Origin of the sequence: Streptomyces sulfonofaciens, from assembly GCF_014656295.1 — a bacterium.
Taxonomy (GTDB): domain Bacteria; phylum Actinomycetota; class Actinomycetes; order Streptomycetales; family Streptomycetaceae; genus Streptomyces; species Streptomyces sulfonofaciens.
Map to the genome: position 1 here is coordinate 90,029 of NZ_BNCD01000017.1, position 22,585 is coordinate 112,613.

Below are 22,585 nucleotides of genomic sequence, written 5' to 3' on the forward strand. Positions count from 1 at the left end.
GGGGAAGCGGGCCACCGCCCCCGCAGGGACCGGATCGCCGCCCCGCAGGCTCCGGGGCGCGCGCCGGACCCCGCGGGAGGCCGCGTACCGCCCGCCTCCCGTGACCTCCCGTGACCTTCCGTGACCTTCCGAGGCGGCTCGCGGGGGCCGCCGGTCACACCGGCGCGCCGAACAGCTCCCGGAGCACGTCCTCCATGGTGACCAGGCCCGCCAGCCTGCCGTCCGCGCCGCGCACCGCCGCGATATGGGTGCGGCTGCGCCGCATCGCCGTCAGGGCGTCGTCCAGGGGGGCGGCCTCCCGCACCTGGGTGATGGAGCGCATCTCGTCGGCCCGGAACGGCTCGTTCCGGGGCATGGCGTCCAGCGCGTCCTTCACGTGCAGATAGCCGGCGATCCGGCGGTTGGCGTCCACCACGGGGAAGCGGGAGAAGCCCGTCTCGGCCGCCAGCCGCTCCAGCTCCTCCGGGGTGATTCCCACGCGTGCGTAGACCACCCGCTCCAGCGGCAGCAGCACGTCCCGCACGGTGAGGCGGCCCAGTTCCAGCGCGTCGTGCAGCCGCTCCTGCGCACGGTCGTCGAGCAGTCCCGCGTCCCCGGCGTCCCGCACCAACCGCGCAAGGCCGGCGTCCGAGATCGTCGCGGCCACCTCGCCGCGCACCTCCACCCGCAGCAGCTTGAGCACGGCGTTGGCCAGCGCGTTCACGCCGAAGATCACCGGACGCAGGGCACGGGCGATGGCGACCAGCGGCGGGCCGAGCAGCAGGGCGCTGCGCACCGGCTCGGCCAGCGCGATGTTCTTGGGGATCATCTCGCCCAGCAGCATGTGCAGATAGGTGGCCGCGACCAGCGCGATGACGAAGGAGATCGGGTGCACCAGGCCGTGCGCGAGGCCCACCGCGTCGAAGAGCGGCTCCACCAGGTGCGCGATGGCCGGCTCCGCGACCACGCCCAGGACCAGGGTGCACAGCGTGATGCCGAGCTGGGCCGCCGCCATCAGGGCCGAGACGTGTTCGAGGCCCCACAGCACGCTGCGGGCCCGCCGGTCGCCGGCCCGCGCCCTGGGCTCGATCTGGCTGCGGCGCACCGAGACCAGGGCGAACTCGCCGCCCACGAAGAAGGCGTTGGCGACGAGCGTCGCCAGGCCGATCAGGAGTTCGAGGACGGTCACGGGGCGCTCCCACCGGTGCCGTTCTCCCCGGTGCTGTTCTCCTCGGTGTCGGGCTCCCCGGTGCCGTTCTCCCCGGTATCGGGCTCTCCGGGGCCGTTCCCGTCGCCGTGGCGCGCGCGCCGCCCACGTGTACGGCCGTGGTCGCCTCGTCCGTCGTGGCCGCCGTCGTGGCCGCCGCGTCCGCCGCCGTTGCCGCCGGCCTCGCCGCGGTGGCCGGTGCCGCCCCGGTCGTGGTCACCGCCTCGGCCGCGACCGGGGTGCAGGTCGGCCCGGGTGCTCCCGTAGTCGCCGTCACGCCGCCCGGGCGGTGCGTGCAGCAGGACCCGTGCCGCGCGGTGGCCCGCTGCGTCCACCACCTCCAGGCGCCAGCCCTCGACCTCCACCGAGTCGCCGGGCGACGGGATCCGGCCGAGTGCCGTCGCGATCAGGCCGGCAAGCGTCTCGTACGGCCCCTCCGGGATGTGCAGGCCGATCCGCTCCAGGCGGTCGGTGCGGGCGGCGCCGTCCGCCGCGTACAGCGGGCGCCCCTCCGCGTCCCGCCCGCTGCGGGCCAGGTCGGGAGCCTCGTGCGGATCGTGCTCGTCGCGTACCTGGCCGACCACCTCCTCCACGATGTCCTCCAGGGTGGCAACCCCGGCGGTGCCCCCGTACTCGTCGATGACGACCGCCATCGTGCGGCGGGTGGACAGCCGGTCGAGCAGCCGGTCGACGGTGAGCGTCTCGGGCACCAGCAGCGGCTCGCGGATCAGCTCCGTGACCGCGGTGTTCGGCCTGTGTTCCGCCGGCACGGCCAGGACGTCCTTGATGTGCACCACGCCGATCACGGTGTCGAGGCTGTCGCGGTAGACGGGGAAGCGGGACAGTCCGGTGGCTCGGGTCGCGTTGGCCACGTCCTCGCAGGTCGCCAGGGCCTCCAGTGCCATCACCTGCACCCGGGGAGTCATGACGTTCTCGGCGGTCAGTTCCGCCAGGTTGAGGGTGCGCACGAACAGCTCGGCCGTGTCCGCCTCCAGGGCGCCCTGGCGTGCGGAGTGCTCGGCGAGCGCGATGAGCTCCTGGGGGCTGCGCGCCGAGGCCAGTTCCTCCGCGGGCTCCAGCCCGAGGCGGCGTACCGCGCGGTTGGCCGTGTTGTTCAGGTGCGCGATGAACGGCCGGAATGCGGTGCTGAACCAGCGCTGCGGGGTGGCCACCCGGCGCGCCACGGCCAGCGGTGAGGAGATCGCCCAGTTCTTCGGCACCAGCTCGCCGACGATCATCAGGAAGACGGTCGACAACGCCGTGCCCAGCACCAGCGCGGCCGAGGAAGCGGTGCTGTGGGAGATGCCGAGGTCCCGCAGCGGGCCGGTGATCAGCTTGGCGACGGACCCCTCGGAGAGCATGCCCACCACCAGGTTGGTGACCGTGATCCCGAGCTGCGCGCCGGACAACTGGAAGGTCAGTTGCCGCACCGCCCGCAGTGCGCCACGGCTGCCGCGCACGCCCCGTTCCACGGCCTCTTCGAGCTCGCTGCGCTCGACCGTGGTGAGGGAGAACTCCGCCGCGACGAAGGCGCCGCAGGCCAGCGAGAGCAGCACCGCCACCAGGAGCAGGAGCACTTCGGTCATCGGGTCACCTCCGTCCCCTCCCGGGGCAGGCTCGTGGCGGCCGCGCGACCTGACTGGCGGAGCGGGCAGCGGGGGCTGGGGAGGCGGCGTGGGCGTGGGGGATGGGCAGATTCGCCCATGGGGGGAGGCCGACACCTTTCATGGGGTACGGATGTCCAGCCATGGTAGAGAAACGCACGGGCCCGGGGTGCGCGCGCCGCACCGGCGGAGAGGTACCGGCGCCGTTCGGTGCCGGCCGGGCCGCGAGCGAGGGCAGTACGGACTTCCCGCCCCCGCCGGGGAGGACGTGACACGTGCCGCCGACGGACGAAGAACACGAAGAACACGAAGAACACGAAGAACACGAAGAAGACGGACAGGACGAAGAAGACGGACAGGACGAAGAGGGCGTGACACGTGCCGTCGGGACGAACGGAGAAGGCGCGGCCGCCCGCCGGCGAACCCGGCGGGCGGCCGGGTGGGCGTCGGCCGGTCCAGCCGCGGTGCAGGGTGGGCGGCGGGAGCGGATACCCCGGACGGGTGCAGGCCCTCTTGCACTGCTAGCGCTGGAGCGCTAGCTTTCTTCCCATGGCGAAGACCCAGCTCAATGTGCGGGTGGACGAGGACACCGCCCGGGCGGCCCGCGAGCGCGCGCTGGCCCGCGGTATGAGTGTCAACCGCTACATCGAGGAACTCGTCAGAGCGGACGCCGGCGAGGTCGGGCAGACCTTCGTGGAGGCGGCCGCCGACTTCATGAAGCAGTACGGGTCCGTATTCGCCGAGGAGTTCGGCGCGGAGCGCGAAGGCCGTCGTTGAACCTGCACATCGATCTCGCCTGGCTCCTGATGATCGCCGAACAGAAGACGCCCGGAGATCCCCAGGTCACCGACTGGGGTGCGCTGGTCGCCGCCGTCAGCAGGCATGAAGCGAACATATTCGGCATCCCGGTGTACGACACCCCGCACACCAGGGCGGCCGCCCTGCTCCAGCTCCTGCTGCACGTCCCGGCGCTGGAGCGCTCCAACGCGATGTTCGCGTCCGCCGTGGCCTACGCCTACCTGGTCGCCAGCGGAGCGAAGGTCGTCACCTCTCCGGAGCAGGTGCGTTCCCTGGCGCGACTGGTCAAGGACGGCACGGCGAGCGTGCACGAGATCGCGCGGGAACTGCGCCAGTGGAGCCTGTGACCGTGCAGCGGCCCGCCCCCGGCCGGGGCGCCGTCACGCCGGGGTGCCGGCCGCGTACCGTGCCCTGAACCCCGCCGCGTCCCAACTGCCGCCCAGCCGGGGCGCCAGCCAGTTGCCCGCCCCGGCGCGGAAGGCGTCCGGGGTCAGCGCCGCGGCCCGCTCGGGCAGGGCGCCGAGCAGCGGGGCGCCCGCGACATCCGGCAGGTCGACCAGGTTGCACCGCTCGGCGAGGCCCGGGTCGCTCGGCCAGCTACCGATCACCACGCCGAGCTGCGCCAGGCCGCGGGTCCGCAGCGCCTCCGCCGTGAGCGTCACCGCGTTGAGCGTGCCGAGCCCGGGCGCGGCCACCACGAGGACCTCGGCCGCCAGCTCGCGTGCCGCATCCGCCAGCGTGGCCCCGTCGGCGTCGAACCGCACCAGCAGGCCCCCCGCGCCCTCCACCAGGACCAGGTCGTGGTCCGCGGCCAGCTTCCCGGCCGCCTCGGCCACGTCCCGCGCGGACACGGGTGCCAGGCCGGCGCGCAGCGCCGCCGTCGCGGGCGACAGCGGCTCGGGGAAGCGGGCGAGTTCCACCGCCGTGAGCGCTCCCGCGAGCCGGACCACCTCGTCGGCGTCGCCGGGCTCGCCGGGCGCCACACCGGTCTGCGCCGGCTTGAGCACCGCGACGGACCGCCCCGCCGCCCTGGCGACGGCCGCCAGTGCAGCCGTCGTCACCGTCTTGCCGATCTCCGTACCCGTCCCGGTGACCACCACGACCGTCATCGCTGCGTACTCCTTCCCGCCGACGTGTGCGAAGGCCGCGCCGCCGCCCCGCCGGCCGCCTCCGCCGCCGCGCACATCGCCCGGCAGATCCGTGCCACGTCCTCGTCGTCCGTCACGTACGGCGGCATGGTGTAGACGAGATCGCGGAACGGCCTGAGCCAGACGCCCTCCTCGACCGCCGCCCGGGTCGCCGCGGCCATGCCCGCCTCGTCCAGGGGCCGCTCCAACTGCACCACGCCGATCGCGCCGAGCACCCGTACGTCCCGTACCGCGGGCAGCGCGGCCGCGGGTGCGAGCCCGGCGTGCAGGGCCCGCTCGATGCGCCGCACCCCGGCGGCCCAGTCCTGCGAGAGCAGCAGCTCCACGGAGGCGTCCGCGACCGCCGCGGCCAGCGGATTGCCCATGAAGGTCGGCCCGTGCGCCAGGACGGGCACCTCACCCCGTGCGATGCCCTCGGCGACCCGTGCCGTGCACAGCGTCGCCGCCATCGTCAGATAACCGCCGGTCAGCGCCTTGCCCACGCACATCACATCGGGCCTGACACCGGCCTGCTCCGCGGCGAACAGCGTGCCCGTGCGCCCGAAGCCCGTCGCGATCTCGTCGAGGACGAGCAGCACGCCATTGCGGTCGCACGTCTCGCGGAGCACCCGCAGGTAGCCGGGGGAGTGGAAGCGCATCCCGCCCGCTCCCTGCACCACCGGTTCCACGATCACGGCCGCCAACTCCCCGGCGTGCCGGGCCACCAGGTCGTCCAGGGCCGCCGCGTACGACTCCTCGTACTCCGCGGGCGGTGCCTCCGCGAAGACCTGCTGCGGCAGGACGCCGGACCACAGCTCGTGCATGCCCCCGTCCGGGTCGCACACCGACATCGGGTGCCAGGTGTCGCCGTGGTAGCCGCCGCGCCAGGTCAGCAGCCGCCGCTTCTCCGGACGGCCGAGGGAGCGCCAGTACTGGAGGCACATCTTGACGGCCACCTCGACGGAGACCGAACCGGAGTCCGCGAGGAAGACGTGTTCCAGGCCCGGCGGTGATATGTCGACAAGTCGTTTCGTCAATCGGATGGCGGGCTCATGGGTGAGGCCACCGAACATCACATGGCTCATCCGGTCGAGTTGGCGCCGCGCCGCCTCGTTGAGCACCGGGTGGTTGTAGCCGTGGATCGCCGACCACCAGGACGCCATGCCGTCCACCAGCTCACGGCCGTCCGCCAGTCGCAGCCTGACACCCGAGGCGGACGTGACGAGCAGCGGCTCCTGGCGGCCGGGCATCGGGCCGTACGGATGCCAGACGTGCCGGCGGTCCAGCTCCAGCAGGGTGCGGGCCGCCTCACGCATTGGGCGCGAGATCGGTGCCGGCGCCGCGGCGGCGCAGCGCCACCAGGTCGGCGTGCGACACGGGCCCGGGCTGCTCCGGGGAGCGCTCCGCCGTGGTTCGACCGGCCTCGCCCCCGCACCCGCTCGCGCCCCCGCACCCGCCCGTGTGGCCGTTCGCGCCCCGGCAGTCGTCCGCGGTGGCGCGGTCGTCGGCGTGCGCACGGCCGTCGGCGGGCGTACAGGAGGGGGCCGTACGGCCGTCGGCCGGCGCGCCCCCCGGGGCCGTGCGCCGGTGCCCGGGCAGTGTCGTCGTGCCGGCGCCCTCCACCTCGAACCCGGCGTCCGCGATCATGTCCAGGTCCGCCTTGCCCGCCTGGCCCTCGCTGGTCAGGTAGTCGCCCAGGAAGATCGAGTTGGCCAGGTGCAGGGCGAGCGGCTGGAGGGTGCGCAGGTGGATCTCCCGCCCGCCCGCGATCCGCACCTCGGCGTCCGGGCAGACGAAGCGGACCATCGCCAGGATGCGCAGGCAGTGCTGCGGGGTCAGGTGCCACTCCGCGCCCAGCGGAGTGCCCTCGAACGGGATCAGGAAGTTCACCGGTACCGAGTCGGGATCGAGCGCACGCAGCCCGAAGACCACGTCGACGAGGTCCTCGGAGCTCTCACCCATGCCCGCGATCAGGCCGGAGCAGGCCGAGAGACCGGCGCTCTGCGCCTGCCGCACGGTGTCCACCCGGTCGTCATAGGTGTGCGTGGTGGTGATGGCGCCGTAGGTCGCGGCCGAGGTGTTGAGGTTGTGGTTGTAGGCGTCCGCCCCGGCGGTGCGCAGCCGCTCCGCCTGCCCCGCCGAGAGCAGTCCGAGGCAGGCGCAGACCTCCACGCCCTCGTTCTGCTCCTTGATCGCCGCGATCGTGCCCGACACCCGGTCGACGTCGTGGTCCGTCGGGCCCCGGCCGCTGGCAACCAGGCAGACCCGTTTGGCGCCGCCCGCCACCCCGGCGGCCGCGGCCTGCGCCGCCTCACCCGGTTTCAGCCAGGTGTACTTCAGGATGCCTGCCTGCGAGCCGAGGCGCTGCGAGCAGTACGAGCAGTCCTCCGGGCACAGCCCCGACTTGAGGTTGACCAGGTAGTTGAGCTTCACCCGCCGCCCGAACCAGTGCCTGCGCACCCGTCCGGCGGCCGCCACCACATCCAGCAGCTCGTCGTCGGAGGTCGCCAGCACGGCGAGCGCCTCCTCGCGGGTCGGCAGCTCGCACCGAAGCCCCTTGTCCACCAGCGTGTTCAACAGGTCCATGACGATGATCCTCGCTTATGCCGGTGCTCTGAGCCAAGGAGGATCCATACAACACCACACGCCCAGGCTGTGGGTATTGCCACAGCCTGGGCGTGTGGTGTGACCGCTAGGGTCTGTGCATTGCCTACAAAACCATTTCTGTTCTACTCCGGAGATCCGCATGCCCACAGCGCCCTTCGACTGGATCGAGGCGCAGGCCAGGCAGCGCCGCGCCGCCGGCCTGGTCCGCACCCTGCGCCCCCGGGCGCACGACGCACGGCGGCTCGACCTGGCCGGAAACGACTACCTGGGCCTGGCCCGCCATCCCGAGGTCACGGCCGCGGCGGGCGCGGCGGCGCGGCTGTGGGGCGCGGGATCCACCGGCTCCCGGCTGGTCACCGGCACCACCGAACTGCACACGCGGCTGGAGCACGAACTCGCCGCCTTCTGCGGTGCAACGGCGGCCCTCGTCTTCTCCTCCGGCTACGCGGCCAACCTCGCGGCCGTCACCTCGCTCGCGCCGCACGGCAGCCTGATCGTCTCCGACGCGGACAACCACGCCTCGCTCATCGACGGCTGCCGGCTGGCCCGCGGCACCACCCGGGTGGTGCCCCACGCCGATCCCGCCGCCGTCCGCAAGGCGCTGGCCGGCCACGGCGGGCCGGCCCTCGTCGTGTGCGACTCGGTGTTCTCGGTGGACGGCGACGCGATGCCGCTGGCCGCCCTCGCCGACGCGTGCCGTGCCGCGGGCGCCGGTCTGCTCGTCGACGACGCGCACGGCCTCGGTGTGCTGGGCGACGGCGGCCGGGGCGGGCCCTGGTCTGCGGGCCTCGCCGGCGCCGACGACACCGTCACCGTCGTCACGCTCTCCAAGGCCCTGGGCAGCCAGGGCGGCGCCGTGCTCGGCCCGGCCCGGGTCATCGACCACCTGGTCAACACGGCGCGCACCTTCTTCTTCGACACCGGCCTCGCACCGGCCGCGGCGGGCGCCGCGCTCGCCGCCCTGCGGCTGCTCGAACGTGAACCGGACCGCCCCGAGCGCACCCGCGCGGCCGCCCTGGCCCTCCATGAACGCCTCACCGCGGCCGGTCTGACGGCCCGGCGGCCCGCCGCCGCCGTGGTCTCCGTGCACGCCCCGTCACCCGAGGCGGCCGTCCGCTGGGCCGCCGACTGCCGTGCCGCGGGCGTGGAGGTCGGCTGTTTCCGCCCGCCCTCGGTACCGGACGGCGTCTCCCGCCTCCGCCTCGCCGCCCGCGCCGATCTGACGGAGCACGATCTCGAACGGGCCGTGGAGACGGTGGTACGCACGGCACCTCGTTGAGCGTGAACGCCGGGGCGCACGCGCGGTGTTCGGGCACCGGCCTCCCCCGACGCCCCGGGGCGGACCCACGGGGCGGGGGCGGGGCCGGTCCCCGGGCGCCCGGGAAGGGGCCGGCGGGGCGAAGAACCGGCCGGTCAGGCACGTGCGGACGGTCCGGCAGCACAACGGATGAGCCGTCCCGCGCTTGAGACACGGCCCACCGGGGCAAGAACACGGGCACCGGATCGAGATCCGATCCACGCCCACCAGCTTCGGAAAGGTTCGGGCCCATGGAGGCAGCGGCGATCCGGCTCAGGGATGTGACCAAGGCCTTCGGCAGGTTCACGGCAGTGGCCGGGATCGACCTGGAGATGTCCGACGGGGAGTTCTTCTCGATGCTCGGACCCTCGGGGTCGGGCAAGACCACCGTGCTGCGCCTCATCGCCGGTTTCGAGACGCCCACGGCCGGAGCCGTCGAGCTGGCGGGCCGCGACGTGACCCGCCTCGCGCCCTTCGAGCGGGACGTGCACACCGTCTTCCAGGACTACGCGCTCTTCCCGCACATGACGGTCGAGCAGAACATCGCCTACTCCCTCAAGATCCGCCGGGTGCCGAGGCCGGAGCGACTGCGCAGGGCCGGGGAGGCGCTGGAACAGGTGCGGCTCACGGGGTACGGGAAGCGGCGTCCCGCACAGCTCTCCGGCGGCCAGCGGCAGCGCGTCGCGCTGGCCAGGGCGCTGGTCGGCCGTCCGAAGGTGCTGCTCCTCGACGAACCGCTGGGCGCCCTCGACCTCAAGCTCCGCGAACAGATGCAGACAGAGCTCAAGCAGATCCAGCGGGACGTGGGCATCACCTTCGTGTTCGTCACCCACGACCAGGAGGAGGCGCTGACCCTGAGCGACCGCATCGCCGTCTTCCACCGGGGCAGGGTCGAACAGGTCGGTACACCCGCCCAGATCTACGAACGCCCCGCGAACACCTTCGTCGCCGGTTTCGTCGGCACCTCCAACCTCCTCACCGGCGAGGCGGCCGAGCGGGTCGTCGGCGCCTCGGGCACGTACAGCATCCGGCCGGAGAAGATCCGGGTCCTGGACGGGGCCGCGGCCGGGGACGACCCGGAGCACACCACGGCAGCCGGCACGGTCGCCGACGTCCTCTACCTCGGCGATGTGACCCGGTTCGTCGTCGACCTTGACGCCGGCGGCAGACTCACGGCCCTGCAGCAGAACCTGGAGACCTCCTCCGAGGACGTCGCCGCCTACCGCGGCGCCCGCGTCGGCCTCCGGTGGCGGCGCCGTCACACGGTACGCATCCCCGACCCCGGCTGAGCCCCTTTTCCCCGCTTCCTTCCGCTTCCTCCTGCTCCCCCCACCTCCGAACCGCCTCCCTCACCCGTGCGCTCCCCCCGCCAGTTCCCTCACGTCTGGAGAACGTCGTGCGCGTGAACCCCACCCTCAGGGCCGCAGCGGCATGCATGGCGCTGCTCGCGGCCGCGGCCTGCGGATCGTCCGACTCCACCGGCTCCTCGGGATCGCCGGGCGCGGGCGGGTTCCACCCGCCCCACCTCGCGGCCCGGTCCACGCTCGGCAAGCCCGAGGGGCAGGTCAACCTGATCGCCTGGGCCGGATACGTCGAGGACGGCTCCGACGACCCCGGGGCCGACTGGGTCACCGACTTCGAGAAGCGCACCGGCTGCGACGTCCACGCAAGGACCGCGGCCACCTCCGACGAGATGGTGTCCCTGATGAAGACCGGCGACTACGACGCGGTCTCCGCCTCCGGCGACGCCTCGCTCAGGCTGATCGCCTCAGGTGACGCGGCCCCGGTCAACACCAGGCTGGTGCCCCACTACAAGGACGTCTTCCCGGGGCTGAAGAACCGGGCCTGGAACTCGGTCGAGGGCGTGGCCTACGGCATCCCGCACGGGCGCGGCGCCAACCTCCTCATGTACAACACCCGAAAGGTCAGGCCCGCCCCGGACTCCTGGTCCGCGGTCTTCGACGACGCCTCCCGGTACAAGGGCAGGGTCACCGCGTACGACTCGCCGATCTACATCGCGGACGCGGCCCTGTACCTGAGCGCCACCGAGCCCGGCCTCCACATCAAGGACCCCTACGCGCTCGACCAGAAGCAGTTCGACGCCGCCGTGGGCCTGCTCAAGAAGCAGAACGCCGACATCGGCGAGTACTGGAGCGACTACCTCAAGGAGATCTCCGCGTTCAAGACCGGCGACTCCGTCGTCGGCACCGCCTGGCAGGTCATCGCCAACCTGGCCAAGTCCGAGGGCGCCGACGTCCGCGCGGTGCTGCCCAAGGAGGGGGCCACCGGCTGGTCCGACACCTGGATGCTCTCGGCCCGGGCCAAGCACCCCACCTGCGCCTACAAGTGGTTCGACTGGATCATCTCGCCCAAGGTCAACGCCGAGGTCGCCGAGTACTTCGGCGAGGCCCCGTCCAACGCCAGGGCCTGCGACGAGAGCGCCGACAAGAACCTCTGCGCGGTCTTCCACGCCGCCGACGAGCCGTACTGGAGGAAGGTCCACTACTGGACCACGCCCATCGAGCAGTGCCTCGACGGCCGTACCGGCGTCCGGTGCGTGCCGTACGCGAAGTGGGTGCAGGCCTGGAACGAGATCAAGGGCTGAGGCGGGCCGTGACGTCCACCGGGCAGGCCGCTGGATCCGTCCGGCGGCTCGCGGGAGCGCTGCACCGCCGTCCCCGGCTGCGGCTGTCGCTGCTGCTCGGCGCACCCCTGCTGTGGCTGGTGGTGGCCTATCTCGGATCGCTGGCGGTGCTGTTCCTGTCGGCGTTGTGGACCACCGACTCCTTCACGTCCGAGGTGGTGAAGGTGTGGTCCGCCGAGAACTTCTCGGCCCTGGTCTCCGAACCCCTCTACCGGCAGGTCGCGCTGCGCAGCATCGGCGTGGCGCTGGCAGTGACGGCGCTGTGCGCCGTCATCGCGTTCCCGGTCGCCTTCTACACGGCGCGCGTGGCGCACCCGCGAAGGCGCCCGCTGCTGGTGGTGGCCATCCTCACCCCGCTGTGGGCCAGCTACCTGGTGAAGGTGTACGCGTGGCGGCTCATCCTGTCCGCCCAAGGGCCGCTCGACTGGGTGCTGGCACCGTTCGGCGTCAGCGGGCCCGGCTACGGCAGGGCCGCCACCGTCATCGTCCTGACCTACCTCTGGCTGCCGTACATGATCCTGCCGGTGCACGCCGGGCTCGAACGGCTGCCGGAGAGCCTGCTGGACGCCTCTGCGGACCTCGGCGCACGCTCCTGGCGCACCTTCCGATCGGTGGTGCTGCCCATGGTGCTGCCCTCGGTGGCGGCCGGGTCGGTCTTCACGTTCTCGCTCAGCCTGGGCGACTACATCACCGTGCAGATCGTCGGCGGCAAGACGCAGTTGATCGGCAACCTCGTCTACTCGAACGTCACTCTGAACCTGCCCCTGGCCGCCGCGCTCGGCACCGTCCCCGTCGTCGTCATCGTGCTCTACCTGCTCGCGGTGCGCCGCAGCGGTGCGTCGAGCAGCCTGTGAGGAGCGCCGACCCATGCGACTCTCCCGACCCGCACGCATAGCGCTGCGCACCGCCGCGGCCGTCGGCTTCGCCGTCATCTACCTGCCGCTGCTGGTGGTCGTGCTGAACTCCTTCAACCGGGACCGCGGTTCGGGCTGGCCGCCGCCCGGCCTCACCCTGCGCTGGTGGACGGCGGCGTGGCGCAACACGGGGGCAAGGGAGGCGCTGTGGACCTCCGTGGCGGCGGGCACGGCGGCCACCGCCGTCGCCCTGGCGCTCGGCACGCTGATCGCGTTCGCCGTGCAGCGCCACGCCTTCTTCGGGCGCGAGGCGCTCTCCTTCGCCGTGGTGCTGCCCCTCGCGCTGCCGGGCATCGTCACCGGGATCGCACTCAACTCCGCCTTCAGAACGGTGCTCGAACCGCTGGGTGTCGGCCTCGGGCTGTTCACCGTGGTCATCGGGCACGCCACGTTCTGCGTGGTCGTGGTGTTCAACAACGTCGTGGCGCGGCTGCGCAGGACGCCCGGCTCCCTGGAGGAGGCCGCGATGGACCTGGGCGCCCACACCTTCCGCGTGTTCGCCGACATCACCTTCCCGCTGGTGCGTTCCGCGCTGGTGGCGGGGGGCCTGCTGGCGTTCGCGCTGTCGTTCGACGAGATCGTGGTGACGACGTTCACCGCGGGGCCGGGCGTGCGGACCCTGCCGCTGTGGATCTTCGACAACATGGCGCGGCCCCGGCAGGCGCCGGTGGTCAACGTGGTGGCGGCGGTGCTGGTGCTGCTGTCCGTGCTGCCGATCTACCTCGCCGAACGGCTCTCCTCGGACACCGCCTCGGGCAGCAGGATCTGAGTGCCCGGGGCGGGCCGTGCGGCAGGAGCCGGACGACGACGCGGTCCCGGCTCAGCCCACCTTCTCCAGGAACGCCCGCCAGGCCGCCGGCGGGAACAGCACGGCGGGCCCTTCGGGACGCTTCGAGTCGCGCACCGCCACCAGGCCGGCGCCCGGTCCGGCCGCCAGGGCGGCGGCCTCCACGCAGTTGTTCGCTCCCGTGCTGCGGCTGCTGCGCCGCCACGCCGCGCCCCGCAGTGCGGTGCTGGACGGTATGTGCCGAAACCGTGCGGCCATGAGAGTGCTCCCTACGTTCCCTCGCCGACATGGGCGATGAATTCCATTGAGTCCTCGGGGGAAAGGGCGTAGCCCTGAAGCGAGGTGAAGGCATCGGTATACGCCCGTAGGTCTTCTTTCCGTTCCAGATAGAGGCTACTCGTCAAATGGTCGAGAACGATGACATCGAGATCGGTAATGTTCGGAAATGACAGAACGACAAAGGGTCCGGTGATTCCGATGTGCTCGCCGGCGGCGAACGGCAGGACCTGGAGCCGCACGTGCGGGCGTTGGGCCGCATCCAGCAGGGCACGGAGCTGACGCCCCATCACCCCCGCTCCGCCGACCGAGCGGCGCAGCACGGCCTCGTCGAGCACGGCACTGAACTCGACCGGAGGATCGGCGCGCAGCACGTCCTGGCGTGCCAGGCGCACCTCCACCAGCGCGTCGATCCGGTCGTGCGGCGCGGGGCCGAGGGCGGCACGGGTGACGGCCCGCGCGTAGTCCGGCGTCTGGAGCAGCCCAGGCACCACCGATGTCTCCAGCGTCCGCACCCGGCTGGCCTGCGCCTCCAGGCTGATGAAGTCCCGGTAGGCGGGCGGCAGCAGGCCCCGGTAGGCGTGCCACCAGTCGTGCCGTCCGCCGTCGTGCTCCGAGCCCGCCAGCGCGGCGAGCAACTGGCGCTGCGCCGGGTCGCCGACACCGTAGGCGTCCAGCAGCAACTGCACGTCGGCGGGCCGCACTCCGCTGCGGCCCGTCTCGACGCGGCTCACCTTCGACTGGTGCCAGCCGACGAGTGCAGCCGCCCCGCCGCTGGTGAGTCCGGCGCGCAGACGCAGCGCGCGCAGTTCGGCGCCGAGTCTTCGGCGGCGCACCGCGGGACCGTTGCGCATGGTCGTCTCCTTTCCGGTGCTCCGGTGCTCCGGTGCTCCGGTGCTGTACCGGTGCTCCGTTCTACCGGTTCCCGGCGCTCCGGCCGACCCGGCGGGTCGGCCGAACGGCAGGGGACGCGACGGCCTTTCTCCCGAATGCGGTCGACGGAAGCAGAGTTCACCGCATCGAGGGACAGATATATGCACTTACCGGTGGATCGCCCCCCGCGGCCGGTGGCCGAGTGGCAGTCTGGCGCCCAGCACCAGTCCGGGGCCGCCCTCGAACCATCCGCACGTGCCGGAGCCCGGCCCCGGCGGGAAAGGGACGACGTCGTCATGGCAGACCATCAGGAAGCATCCGTCACCCTGCCGAGCGATCCCGCCTCGGTCTCCGCCGCTCGCACGTACGTCAGCAACCTCCTCACCCAGTGGGGCCTGCCGGGGGAGGCCCAGGCGGCGGACACCGCGCGGCTCATCGTCTCCGAACTCGCCACCAACGCCGTGCAGCACACCCTCGGGCAGTCGCCCACCTTCACCGTCCACGTATCGCTGGAGCGCGACGAGGAGATCCGCATCGGCGTCACCGACAGCCACCCGCGCCACCCCGAGCGCCTGCCCGGCCCCCTGCGGCAGGACAACGGCCGGGGCATGGTCATCATCCGCTGGCTGATCGCGGAGCACGGCGGCCGGCTCTTCGTCGACCCCACCCCCGAAGGCGGCAAGACGGTGTGGATCGTCCTGCCGTGGACGGTTCCGATGCGGGAGGGCCCGCTCAGTCCGTAGGTCCTCGGCTCCCGTCGCCCGTGGCCGGGGTCTGCACCGTGTCGGGTCCGGGCACGCGGCGCCGCGCCATCAGCGGCATGACGCCCCACAGCCCGGCGTGCAGCAGGAACACCGCCACGCCCGCGCCGATGCCGGCCGGCCTGCCCAGCGCCACGTCCACCACCAGCAGGACGGACCCGGTCAGCGCGAGTGCCAGCGCGGCCATGCCGGCGATCGCGAAGCGCGAGGACGTGTCGACGATCTGCGGCTTGGCGTGCCGCCGGAACAACCCGCGATGCAGTGCCGCCGGTGCCATGAAGAGCACCGTGGCCAGCACCGCGAGCAGCAGCGTCGCCACGTACATCCCGCGCTGCACGCTGTCCAGCGACGGGAAGCGCGGTGTGAAGGCCAGGGTGAGCAGGAACGCGAAGAGGATCTGCACCCCGGTCTGGGTGACCCGCAACTCCTGGAGCAGTTCGGCGAAGTTGCGGTCGGCCCGCTCCATCGGTGTCTCGTTGCGGATGGGCTCGGCAGGCGGCTCGTTCATATGAGCATGAGTAACCCACCCGGCGCGCCTCACGCCACTACCGGGCCCAAGGTCATGAGGAAGGCTTGTCGCCGTGTTGCGAGGGCACCGTGACCCGGGCGGCGCGCCGCTCGCCGTCCAGGACGCGCAGCGCTCGCGTGAGGGTCTCGGCGTGCAGCTCGCTCTCCCCGCGCTGGTGCATCAGCACCAGTGCGTCCCGGAGGGCGACCGCCTTCGACACCAGGGCCTGCGCGGCGCGCAGACCGCCGTAGGTGTCGCCGGCCCGGGCCGGATTGATCCGGCCCAGCAGGTCCACGACCTCCAGGTACCTGTCGACCAGCTCGCCCTCGGCCCGGGTGAGGGCGGGCAGCGGCGGAAGCTCGGGTGGCAGCATCGGGTTCCTCAGCTCGCGTCGAAGTACGAGTCCGACCCGCGGCGGGTGGGCACGACCCGGTCCACCAGGCCGTACTCGACCGCCTGCTGGGCGTCGAGAATCTTGTCGCGCTCGATGTCGGTGTTGATCTGCGCGACGCTCCTGCCGGTGTGCCGCGAGAGCATCTCCTCCAGCAGATCGCGGGTGCGCAGGATCTCGCTCGCCTGGATGGCCAGGTCGGACGCCTGGCCCTCGATGGGCTCGGCGAACTCCGGCTGGTGGATGAGGATGCGTGCGTCCGGCAGCGCGGACCGCTTTCCGTGTGTCCCGGAGGCCAGCAGCACCGCGGCCGCCGAGCCCGCCTGGCCGAGGCAGATCGTCTCCACCTCGCAGGTGACGAACTGCATGGTGTCGTAGATCGCGGTCATCGCGCTGAACGAACCACCGGGCGAGTTGATGTACAGCGAGATGTCACGGTCCGGCGCAAGGTATTCGAGGTGCATGAACTGGGCCATCACATCGTTCGCCGAGGTGTCGTCGATCGGGGTGCCGAGGAAGACGATCCGCTCGTCGAGCAGCTTCGAGTACGGATCCAGCGTGCGCTGCCCCGTGCTGGTGCGCTCGGTGAACTCGGGCAGGACATAACGGCTGGTAGGACCGGTCGGACGGGTCATGGCAGCGCCTCCTCGAAACGGTCTCCGGGTCTCTGCACGCCCCTGTAAGAAATGTACAGGATGTACGTGCCGTTATGATGGGGAGCATGGCCTACGAGATTCCGGTGACGCAAGCGCGGGCAGAGCTCGCCGATCTGATCAACCGCGTCGTGTACGGGGGCGAACGGGTGGTCGTCACCCGTCACGGCAAGCCTCTTGTCGCCCTGGTCTCGGCGGCTGACCTGCGACGACTCGAAGAGGAACGGGACATGGCCGACGAGCAGGTGATCAGCTCCGTGTCGGCGATCGGTACGGCGCCCTCCGCTGCCGGCGAACCGCAGCGCTTCGGCATCGCCGCGGAGCACCGCGGCCCCGACGCCCGCTGAGGCCGCGCCCGGCGTCGTCGCGCACCGACGCCCCGGCCTCGTCGCACCCCGGCCTCGTCGTGCGCTGATGCCCCGGCCTCGTCGTGCGCTCGTGCACCGGCGCGGCTGTCCCGTGTCGCCCGTGTCCGTACGGGTTCTGTGTCGCGGGTGCCCCGCGGGGCGGTCGTGCGCCCGGCCGTGCCCGCCCGGCTCCGCTCCGCTGCTGGGCCGGTCGGAGCCCTGGGAAAGCCATGGGCCGGTTCCGCACCGCCGCTCGCGCGAACCGTGCGCTGCGTCGTGTCCGCCTGGTCACCCGACGCTGTGTACGAACAAAGAAGCGGTATGGCGATAACTTTGCACAAAGTTAGACGATCTAGGGGATGACGAGGGTCCTGGGGTCGTTTTTTCGGTCGCGCATTGGCCGCTGTTCGTCCCCTTCGCCGACGCCGCCGGGACCCGCGCCCCGCAGGGCCATCTCGACGCCCTGCTCGCGGTGCTGCAGAGCCACGGGTACGGCGCCTGGGTGTGGGACAGACACGTCAGCGACCACCTGGCCGTGGTCGACGTCTTCGTGCCCGTCATGGAGCGCTTCATGGTCGTCACCGACGGCCGGGTCGTCCTCCCAGGGCCGCGCGGCCTCGCCGCACGGGAGGGGGCGGCGAGGGCAGGGGCTGAGGACGCCCGGGGCGGGACCCCCGTCCTGGGCCCCGCCTCCGCGGTCGGGCCGGGCGTGAGAGCCCGGGTCACCCGCGCTCCCCGGCGAGCCAGGCGTCCTCCGCCGTGTAGTCGAAGAGACCGGTCCTTTCGTACGTGCGGGCCAGCGCGGGGAAGGCGGTGCGCCAGTCGCGGTCGCGCAGTTGTGCGGTGAGCCAGCGCACCGTCTCCGGCAGGGAGTCGCGGTAGGTCGTCACGGGGCGGTAGCCGAGTGTGCGCTCGGCCGCGGCCATGTCGTAGACGACGGGGTGCGCGGCGGACCACGGGGTGCTGCCGAGGCCCGGCGGCGCCCCGGCGGGCATCGGCAGGGTCTCGGTCTCCACGCCCATCACGGCGTCGATGGCCTCACCGATCTCGCGGACGGTGGGCGCGTCGGGATCGCCCGCGTTCAGCACCCGGGAGCCCGGGCGTGCCGCCGCGAGCCGGATCAGTTCGGCGAGCGTGTGCACGCTCACCGGATGGAAGCGGCTCTCCCCGTGCGCGAGCACGCGCACCCGCCTGCCGTCCAGGTTCCGTTTGACGAAGTACAGCTCGCGCGGTGTCCGGCAGTACGGGCCGTGGATCGCGCCCGCCCGCAGCAGGGTCGTGGGCAGGCAGTCGCCCGCCGCGAGCAGTTCCCGCTCCAGAGCCACCTTGCGGGTGCCGTAGCTCGACCCGCCGGCGGCGACCGTCGGCTGGGTCTCCGGGATCGGCACCGGAAAGCGGGGGAAGCCGTCCGGCTCCTCCTGGGTGTCGAAACTGCGGCCGCGGTCGTCGGCGTACACCGCCCCGCTGGAGATGACCACCGCGGAACCCACCCGGTCGGCGAGGGAGAGCAGTTGGCGCGCCTCGGCGGGCCCGTAGGCGGCCATGTCGACCAGGACGTCGCAACCCCCGTCGAGCACGGCCGCCAACGCCGCGTCGTCGGTCCGGTCGAGGCCCACCACGCGTACCTCGCGCGGCCAGCGGTCGTCCCGGCCGCCGCCGCGCGAGGCCGCCGTCACCGTCCAGCCGTCCTCCGCGAGCGCCCGCACCGCGGCACGCCCCGTCTGACCCGTCGCCCCGATGACCACCGCGTGTCCCATGGCCGGACGGTATGCGCGGGCCCGGCCGGACGGCCAGCACCTTTCGCCAGCCGCAGATTCACCCCGCGGATTCCGTCCCGGGGGATGACGGGACCGGCGCGGGCCGGTACGGACCGGGCGGCGGTCAACTCAGGGGCAGCCGAGGGAACTTCCTCCCCCGCTCGGCGCCGTCCGCCTCACCCTGCTCGGCTGCCTGCTCCGCCTTGACCGCGGCAGCGTACTTGTCCACGTACTCCTGGCCGGACAGTTCCAGGATGGCGTACATGATCTCGTCCGTGACCGCACGCAGGATGGTCTTCTCGTCCTCCATGCCGTAGAAGCGGGAGAAGTCCAGCGGGGCCCCGAACCTGATCTTCACGGGGCGCAGGCTCGGCAGCACCTGGCCGGGCGGCTGGGCCTCGAACGTGCCGATCATCGCGCACGGCACGACCGGGACCCGTGCCTTGAGGGCCATGGCGGCGACACCGACCTTGCCCTTGTAGAGCCGTCCGTCGTGCGAGCGGGTGCCCTCGGGATAGATGCCCAGCAACTCGCCCTTGCCCAGTACGCCCAGGCCCTCGCGGATGGCGGCCTGGCCGGCCTCCTTGCCGGACCGGTCGACCGGGATCTGGCCCACGCTGTGGAAGAAGGCGGCGGTGAGCCGGCCCTTGATGCCGCCGCCGGTGAAGTACTCGGCCTTGGCGAGGAAGGTGATGCGGCGCTTCAGGATCGACGGCATCAGGAAATGGTCGGAGAACGACAGATGGTTTCCGGCGATGATCGCGGCGCCGGACGCCGGCACATGGTCGAGACCCTCGATCGAGGGCCGGAACAACAAGCGCAGCAGTGGGCCCAGGAATACGTATTTGAGCACGTGGTAGAACACGGGTGGCTCCCTAACGAATCGGCTCAGGGCTGCGTACTGCGGTTCGTTCTGCCAGGTCACAGCGTGTTTAGGAGTGATCAGTGTAGGTCCAGGCATCGTCGTCTGTAACCACTTCTGATCGGAGTCGTACGGACTCGTGACAGAGGTGCCTGCACCGCCCCGCTCCCGGCGGCTCTCGGGTCCCACCCGTGCTGGTCAGGGGCTCGCGAAGGCTCGCCGCCACGGGGGCATGGGGGCCCGAGCCCGGGCACGGGACGCAAGGGGGGTTCGAAGTCGCGCCTTTCCACCCCGTCCCTGACGGCCCGTGGCGGGGCCGGAGGTGGCACGGGGGGCGGTGTGGCCCAGGGGGTGGCACATCGCGGAAGGAGGTTGCTGCCGGGGGCGGCGGGGCGGGGCGGCCGACGGTGTGCGGCAGTTTCCCGTGCGGTGTGCCGTGCAATCCGTATGCCTTGGTGGGTGATTGCGTTGGCGATTATCCGGGAACTGCTCAGAATTTGTACTATTAGTTATCGGTGGTCGTAGGGCAAGGCTTCCCCATGTGGTGACACCAGGCTGCTGGCCGAAATCACATGGGGTGCGCGGCGCAGCGACCCGATGACTGAGCGGCAGGGTCGCGAGCGACTTCCGCGGCATACCGTGCAAGGTCCTGGAATCCCGCTCCGAAGTCAAGCGCAGAACCGGCCTCCGCCCTGTTGGGATGCCTTAAGGACGGTCTTGACGGTCTGTTTTCCCGTCCCGTAGCGTTTTGCAAAGACAGCCGTCCTCACGGCCGGCGCGACGAAGGCGAGGGTGTGCCCCCGAGTAATTCCGGGGTGAATTCTCTGTGCAGGGGGATGAGACATTGAACAGGACACGTGCGGACACGGCTGTCCCCCGGGCCGCGGCCCGTGGAGCACCGCCACCGCGCCCAGGTGGGCCGCGGCAGTCCCGCATCGACGCCGACCAGTTGCTGATGACCAAGGTCGGACTGCGGTTTCCGACCGAGCTGAGTTTCGCGGAATGGGAGCGCGCCGGCCATCATCTCTCCCGCATCGTGGATTCCTCGTCGTGGTGCCTCGGCGATTGGCTCATGTACGGCAAGGAGCATTACGCCGACCGATATCAGCGGGCCATCCGCGCGGCCGGACTCCAGTACCAGACCTTGCGGAACTACGCATGGGTCTCCCGCCAGTTCCCGCTGAACCGCAGGCGCGCCCGCCTGAGCTTCCAGCACCACGCGGAAGTGGCGTCGCTTTCCACGGAGAAGCAGGACATGCTCCTCGACCAGGCGGAGCGGTTGAGGTGGACCACCAAGCAACTCCGCAGCCACATCCAGGACGCGCGGTCCCAGGCGAACGGTGGTGCGCGGGAGGAGTTCGCGCTGATTCCGCGGATCCAGGTGCCGAGCAGCCGCCTCGTGTCCTGGCGCAGGGCGGCGCACCAGACCGGCATCGAATTCGACCGATGGGTGCTGACGGCACTCGACCGCGCCGCCGAACAGGCGCTCGGAGAGCCGGCGGACGACTGAGCGCCGGGGCCCCGTCCTGGCGGGGTCCCGGCACCGGCGGTCCGTCCTGCCCGGGTGTGCCCGTGCTCCGGGGCCAGGGGCATGGGCGCGCCCGGGTCCCGCCGTTCACCCGCCACCGCCCGGCCTCTGACCCGCGTGCACTCCGGCGCTACGGCTCACCACCGGCGCCCCCGCACCGTGACCGACGCGCCCGCAGCAGCCATGGGCCGCCTGCGCGCCCGCGTGCACAACCGATGGGCCCTCGCACATGGGCCCGCTGCCGTCCGGCCGCATCCCGCGCAGCGCCTCGGCCCCGAGCCCGCGGGGGGCGCCGGCACGGAGATCGCCATCGCCTGCGGAACGCGCGGCACCCATGGAACGCGCGGCACCCGCGGCATGTGCGGCACCCGCGGCGCCTGTGGCACCGATGCCGCCTTCGAACACCCGTGTGTACGAGGAGCGCGGTTCGCTGCACGCACCGGCTCCGCCGACTCCGCCGGGCACACGGACACGGCCTCGTCGCCTGCGCGGCGGCAGCCGGCGAGAGGGCCGCTGTCGTGCCGAACACGGCTCCGTCACCGCGCCGTCCTGGCCGGACGCCACCCCCCGGCCTACCGGAGTCCTTCCGTCCGCCCGGCGGATCGGATGCCTCGTCGCGCCACTTGGCCCCGGGGTCGTCGGCCCCTGCGGGGGCCGCCCGGCACCTTCCCCGGGGAACGCGGTCGGCACGGCCCGCGCACACCCCGCGCGGTAGGCCCCTGCGGATACGGGGGAGACGCCTGCCTGCCGGTCCCGCGGCGGACGACGGCGGAGCAGGGGCGGCCGTCAGGGCACCGCCGCCCGCCGGCCGGAGGTCCGGGGAGCGGTCACCGGCGTGCCCGCCCCCCGCGTCACCTCCTCCCCCTGGGGGCCGGGACCCCCGGCGACGGGCGGGAAGGGCGCCGTCGCCCCTGCCGGGACCGTCATCTGACGTGGCGTCAGGAGTTGGGGCAGGCACGGACCGGCCGCTCGGTCTCCGAGAACGGCTCCAGCAGGTAGCCGCGCCCCCAGGCCGTGCGGATCGCGAGGTTGACCGGGACGAGCCGTCTCCTGAGCCGCATGATGTGCAGGTCCAGGGAGTTGCGGGTCGGACTGTTCAGGGCGGACCTGGCCAGGCGCTGCCTCAGCTCGTGACGGGGGACCACTGCCTCGAAGCGCTCCACGAACAACTCCATCAGCTCCGTCTGTGTGGTGGATATGGTCACCCACTGGGCGTCGAAGTAGAGCGTGCCCGAGGAGTCCAGGACCGGGGTCCTGCGGCTGCGCGCGCGGTGTCGCAGGGCGGCGACCCGGGCCTCCAGGTCGGCCCGGGATATCGGCGCCCGTACCCAGTCCTCCCGCGGATCGCTGCACAACGGCGGCTCCGCCCCGCCCTCCACGACGAGCAGGCAGGGAATTCCTTCTCGTTTGCAGTGGTTGCGTAAGTTCGCTTGGGCGGGCCATCGTACGAACTTCACATCACTATTGGAGCTCTTGTACACGGCGACCCCCAGAGTGAATGGTCCCGGGCGCAGACGGCGCCGACAGGATCAAAGAACACTAGCAAGAGGACCAAAGGCCGGACAAGAAGAATGAATTCACGGTTCGTCCGCCGGCATGCTTTACCGTGGATTAGCTGTTTCCCCGCAGGCCACGCCCTTTCGGATAGTCCTGTCGACAGGACGG

24 protein-coding genes are annotated in these 22,585 nt (G+C 72.1%); 10 read left to right on the forward strand and 14 right to left on the reverse strand.

The window, feature by feature from the left end:
* Nucleotides 1-154: 154 nt before the first annotated feature.
* On the reverse strand, nt 155-1,168 hold the full coding sequence (locus tag IE313_RS25205; RefSeq protein WP_189936021.1) for a hemolysin family protein: 1,014 nt from the start codon (nt 1,166-1,168) through the stop codon (nt 155-157).
* Nucleotides 1,165-2,772 carry a hemolysin family protein gene (locus IE313_RS25210; RefSeq protein WP_229924932.1) on the reverse strand — a complete coding sequence of 536 codons (1,608 nt, stop codon included), beginning with the start codon at nt 2,770-2,772 and terminating at the stop codon, nt 1,165-1,167. Before IE313_RS25210 ends, IE313_RS25205 begins: the two co-directional genes overlap by 4 nt.
* A 567-nt stretch (nt 2,773-3,339) precedes the next feature.
* On the opposite strand from IE313_RS25210, the gene IE313_RS25215 reads away from it, so the two are divergent.
* Both IE313_RS25215 and IE313_RS25220 read left to right on the forward strand, forming a co-directional pair.
* Entirely contained in the window at nt 3,340-3,567 is a 228-nt protein-coding gene (locus IE313_RS25215; RefSeq protein ID WP_189936023.1) for an antitoxin, read from the forward strand.
* Between the two features lie 29 nt (nt 3,568-3,596).
* Complete coding sequence (locus IE313_RS25220; protein WP_189936173.1) at nt 3,597-3,935, forward strand: fic family toxin-antitoxin system, toxin component; 339 nt, start codon at nt 3,597-3,599, stop codon at nt 3,933-3,935.
* A gap of 33 nt (nt 3,936-3,968) precedes the next feature.
* Here IE313_RS25220 and bioD read toward each other — a convergent pair whose 3' ends face one another.
* From bioD to bioB, 3 genes are read right to left on the reverse strand one after another with little or no spacing between them, the layout of a single operon-like run.
* Nucleotides 3,969-4,697, reverse strand: a complete 729-nt coding sequence (bioD, locus tag IE313_RS25225; RefSeq protein ID WP_189936025.1) for a dethiobiotin synthase — start codon at nt 4,695-4,697, stop codon at nt 3,969-3,971.
* Complete coding sequence (locus IE313_RS25230; protein ID WP_189936027.1) at nt 4,694-6,031, reverse strand: adenosylmethionine--8-amino-7-oxononanoate transaminase; 1,338 nt, start codon at nt 6,029-6,031, stop codon at nt 4,694-4,696. The genes bioD and IE313_RS25230 overlap by 4 nt, the downstream gene beginning before the upstream one ends.
* Complete coding sequence (gene bioB, locus IE313_RS25235; RefSeq protein ID WP_189936029.1) at nt 6,024-7,301, reverse strand: biotin synthase BioB; 1,278 nt, start codon at nt 7,299-7,301, stop codon at nt 6,024-6,026. Before bioB ends, IE313_RS25230 begins: the two co-directional genes overlap by 8 nt.
* Before the next feature lie 160 nt (nt 7,302-7,461).
* On the opposite strand from bioB, the gene IE313_RS25240 reads away from it, so the two are divergent.
* The 5 genes from IE313_RS25240 (at nt 7,462) to IE313_RS25260 (ending at nt 12,946) form a co-directional block, all read left to right on the forward strand.
* The gene (locus tag IE313_RS25240) at nt 7,462-8,601 is read left to right on the forward strand and encodes an 8-amino-7-oxononanoate synthase (RefSeq protein ID WP_189936031.1); all 1,140 of its coding nucleotides are present in this window, start codon (nt 7,462-7,464) and stop codon (nt 8,599-8,601) included.
* 269 nt (nt 8,602-8,870) lie between these two features.
* The gene (locus tag IE313_RS25245; protein ID WP_189936033.1) at nt 8,871-9,908 is read left to right on the forward strand and encodes an ABC transporter ATP-binding protein; all 1,038 of its coding nucleotides are present in this window, start codon (nt 8,871-8,873) and stop codon (nt 9,906-9,908) included.
* 146 nt (nt 9,909-10,054) lie between these two features.
* Nucleotides 10,055-11,224: an ABC transporter substrate-binding protein gene (locus IE313_RS25250; protein ID WP_189936175.1), complete on the forward strand. Its 1,170-nt coding sequence runs from the start codon at nt 10,055-10,057 to the stop codon at nt 11,222-11,224.
* 8 nt (nt 11,225-11,232) lie between these two features.
* Nucleotides 11,233-12,117, forward strand: a complete 885-nt coding sequence (locus IE313_RS25255) for an ABC transporter permease (RefSeq protein ID WP_189936035.1) — start codon at nt 11,233-11,235, stop codon at nt 12,115-12,117.
* Between the two features lie 13 nt (nt 12,118-12,130).
* Nucleotides 12,131-12,946, forward strand: a complete 816-nt coding sequence (locus IE313_RS25260; RefSeq protein ID WP_189936037.1) for an ABC transporter permease — start codon at nt 12,131-12,133, stop codon at nt 12,944-12,946.
* Between the two features lie 51 nt (nt 12,947-12,997).
* On the opposite strand, the gene IE313_RS25265 is transcribed toward IE313_RS25260, so the two are convergent.
* Together IE313_RS25265 and IE313_RS25270 are read right to left on the reverse strand one after the other, a co-directional pair.
* Entirely contained in the window at nt 12,998-13,222 is a 225-nt protein-coding gene (locus tag IE313_RS25265) for a DUF397 domain-containing protein (protein ID WP_189936039.1), read from the reverse strand.
* 11 nt (nt 13,223-13,233) lie between these two features.
* A complete protein-coding gene (locus IE313_RS25270) occupies nt 13,234-14,094 on the reverse strand; it encodes a helix-turn-helix domain-containing protein (RefSeq protein ID WP_189936041.1) in 861 nt (286 codons plus the stop codon).
* 315 nt (nt 14,095-14,409) lie between these two features.
* Here IE313_RS25270 and IE313_RS25275 point away from each other — a divergent pair, with 315 nt between their 5' ends.
* Nucleotides 14,410-14,856 (forward strand): ATP-binding protein, encoded by a 447-nt coding sequence (locus tag IE313_RS25275; protein WP_189936043.1) that lies wholly within the window; start codon nt 14,410-14,412, stop codon nt 14,854-14,856.
* On the opposite strand, the gene IE313_RS25280 is transcribed toward IE313_RS25275, so the two are convergent.
* From IE313_RS25280 to IE313_RS25290, 3 genes are read right to left on the reverse strand one after another with little or no spacing between them, the layout of a single operon-like run.
* Nucleotides 14,846-15,382 carry a DUF6328 family protein gene (locus IE313_RS25280; protein ID WP_229924934.1) on the reverse strand — a complete coding sequence of 179 codons (537 nt, stop codon included), beginning with the start codon at nt 15,380-15,382 and terminating at the stop codon, nt 14,846-14,848. The two genes, IE313_RS25275 and IE313_RS25280, sit on opposite strands and share 11 nt — an antisense overlap.
* 52 nt (nt 15,383-15,434) lie before the next feature.
* Entirely contained in the window at nt 15,435-15,755 is a 321-nt protein-coding gene (locus IE313_RS25285) for a hypothetical protein (protein ID WP_189936045.1), read from the reverse strand.
* Between the two features lie 8 nt (nt 15,756-15,763).
* Complete coding sequence (locus tag IE313_RS25290; protein ID WP_189936047.1) at nt 15,764-16,408, reverse strand: ATP-dependent Clp protease proteolytic subunit; 645 nt, start codon at nt 16,406-16,408, stop codon at nt 15,764-15,766.
* A gap of 86 nt (nt 16,409-16,494) precedes the next feature.
* Here IE313_RS25290 and IE313_RS25295 point away from each other — a divergent pair, with 86 nt between their 5' ends.
* Nucleotides 16,495-16,773 carry a type II toxin-antitoxin system Phd/YefM family antitoxin gene (locus IE313_RS25295; protein ID WP_189936049.1) on the forward strand — a complete coding sequence of 93 codons (279 nt, stop codon included), beginning with the start codon at nt 16,495-16,497 and terminating at the stop codon, nt 16,771-16,773.
* A gap of 352 nt (nt 16,774-17,125) precedes the next feature.
* Here IE313_RS25295 and IE313_RS36040 read toward each other — a convergent pair whose 3' ends face one another.
* The 3 genes from IE313_RS36040 to IE313_RS25305 all read right to left on the reverse strand — a co-directional run bounded on the left by IE313_RS36040 (nt 17,126) and on the right by IE313_RS25305 (nt 19,395).
* Nucleotides 17,126-17,260, reverse strand: a complete 135-nt coding sequence (locus IE313_RS36040) for a hypothetical protein (protein ID WP_268256742.1) — start codon at nt 17,258-17,260, stop codon at nt 17,126-17,128.
* A gap of 235 nt (nt 17,261-17,495) precedes the next feature.
* Nucleotides 17,496-18,530, reverse strand: a complete 1,035-nt coding sequence (locus IE313_RS25300; protein ID WP_189936050.1) for an NAD-dependent epimerase/dehydratase family protein — start codon at nt 18,528-18,530, stop codon at nt 17,496-17,498.
* 124 nt (nt 18,531-18,654) lie between these two features.
* Entirely contained in the window at nt 18,655-19,395 is a 741-nt protein-coding gene (locus tag IE313_RS25305; protein WP_189936052.1) for a lysophospholipid acyltransferase family protein, read from the reverse strand.
* Between the two features lie 952 nt (nt 19,396-20,347).
* Here IE313_RS25305 and IE313_RS25310 point away from each other — a divergent pair.
* Entirely contained in the window at nt 20,348-20,902 is a 555-nt protein-coding gene (locus tag IE313_RS25310) for an LmbU family transcriptional regulator (protein WP_189936054.1), read from the forward strand.
* Nucleotides 20,903-21,858: 956 nt separating this feature from the next.
* On the opposite strand, the gene IE313_RS25315 is transcribed toward IE313_RS25310, so the two are convergent.
* Nucleotides 21,859-22,377, reverse strand: coding sequence for a winged helix-turn-helix domain-containing protein (locus IE313_RS25315; RefSeq protein ID WP_229924935.1), 519 nt, complete (start codon nt 22,375-22,377; stop codon nt 21,859-21,861).
* Nucleotides 22,378-22,585: the final 208 nt, after the last annotated feature.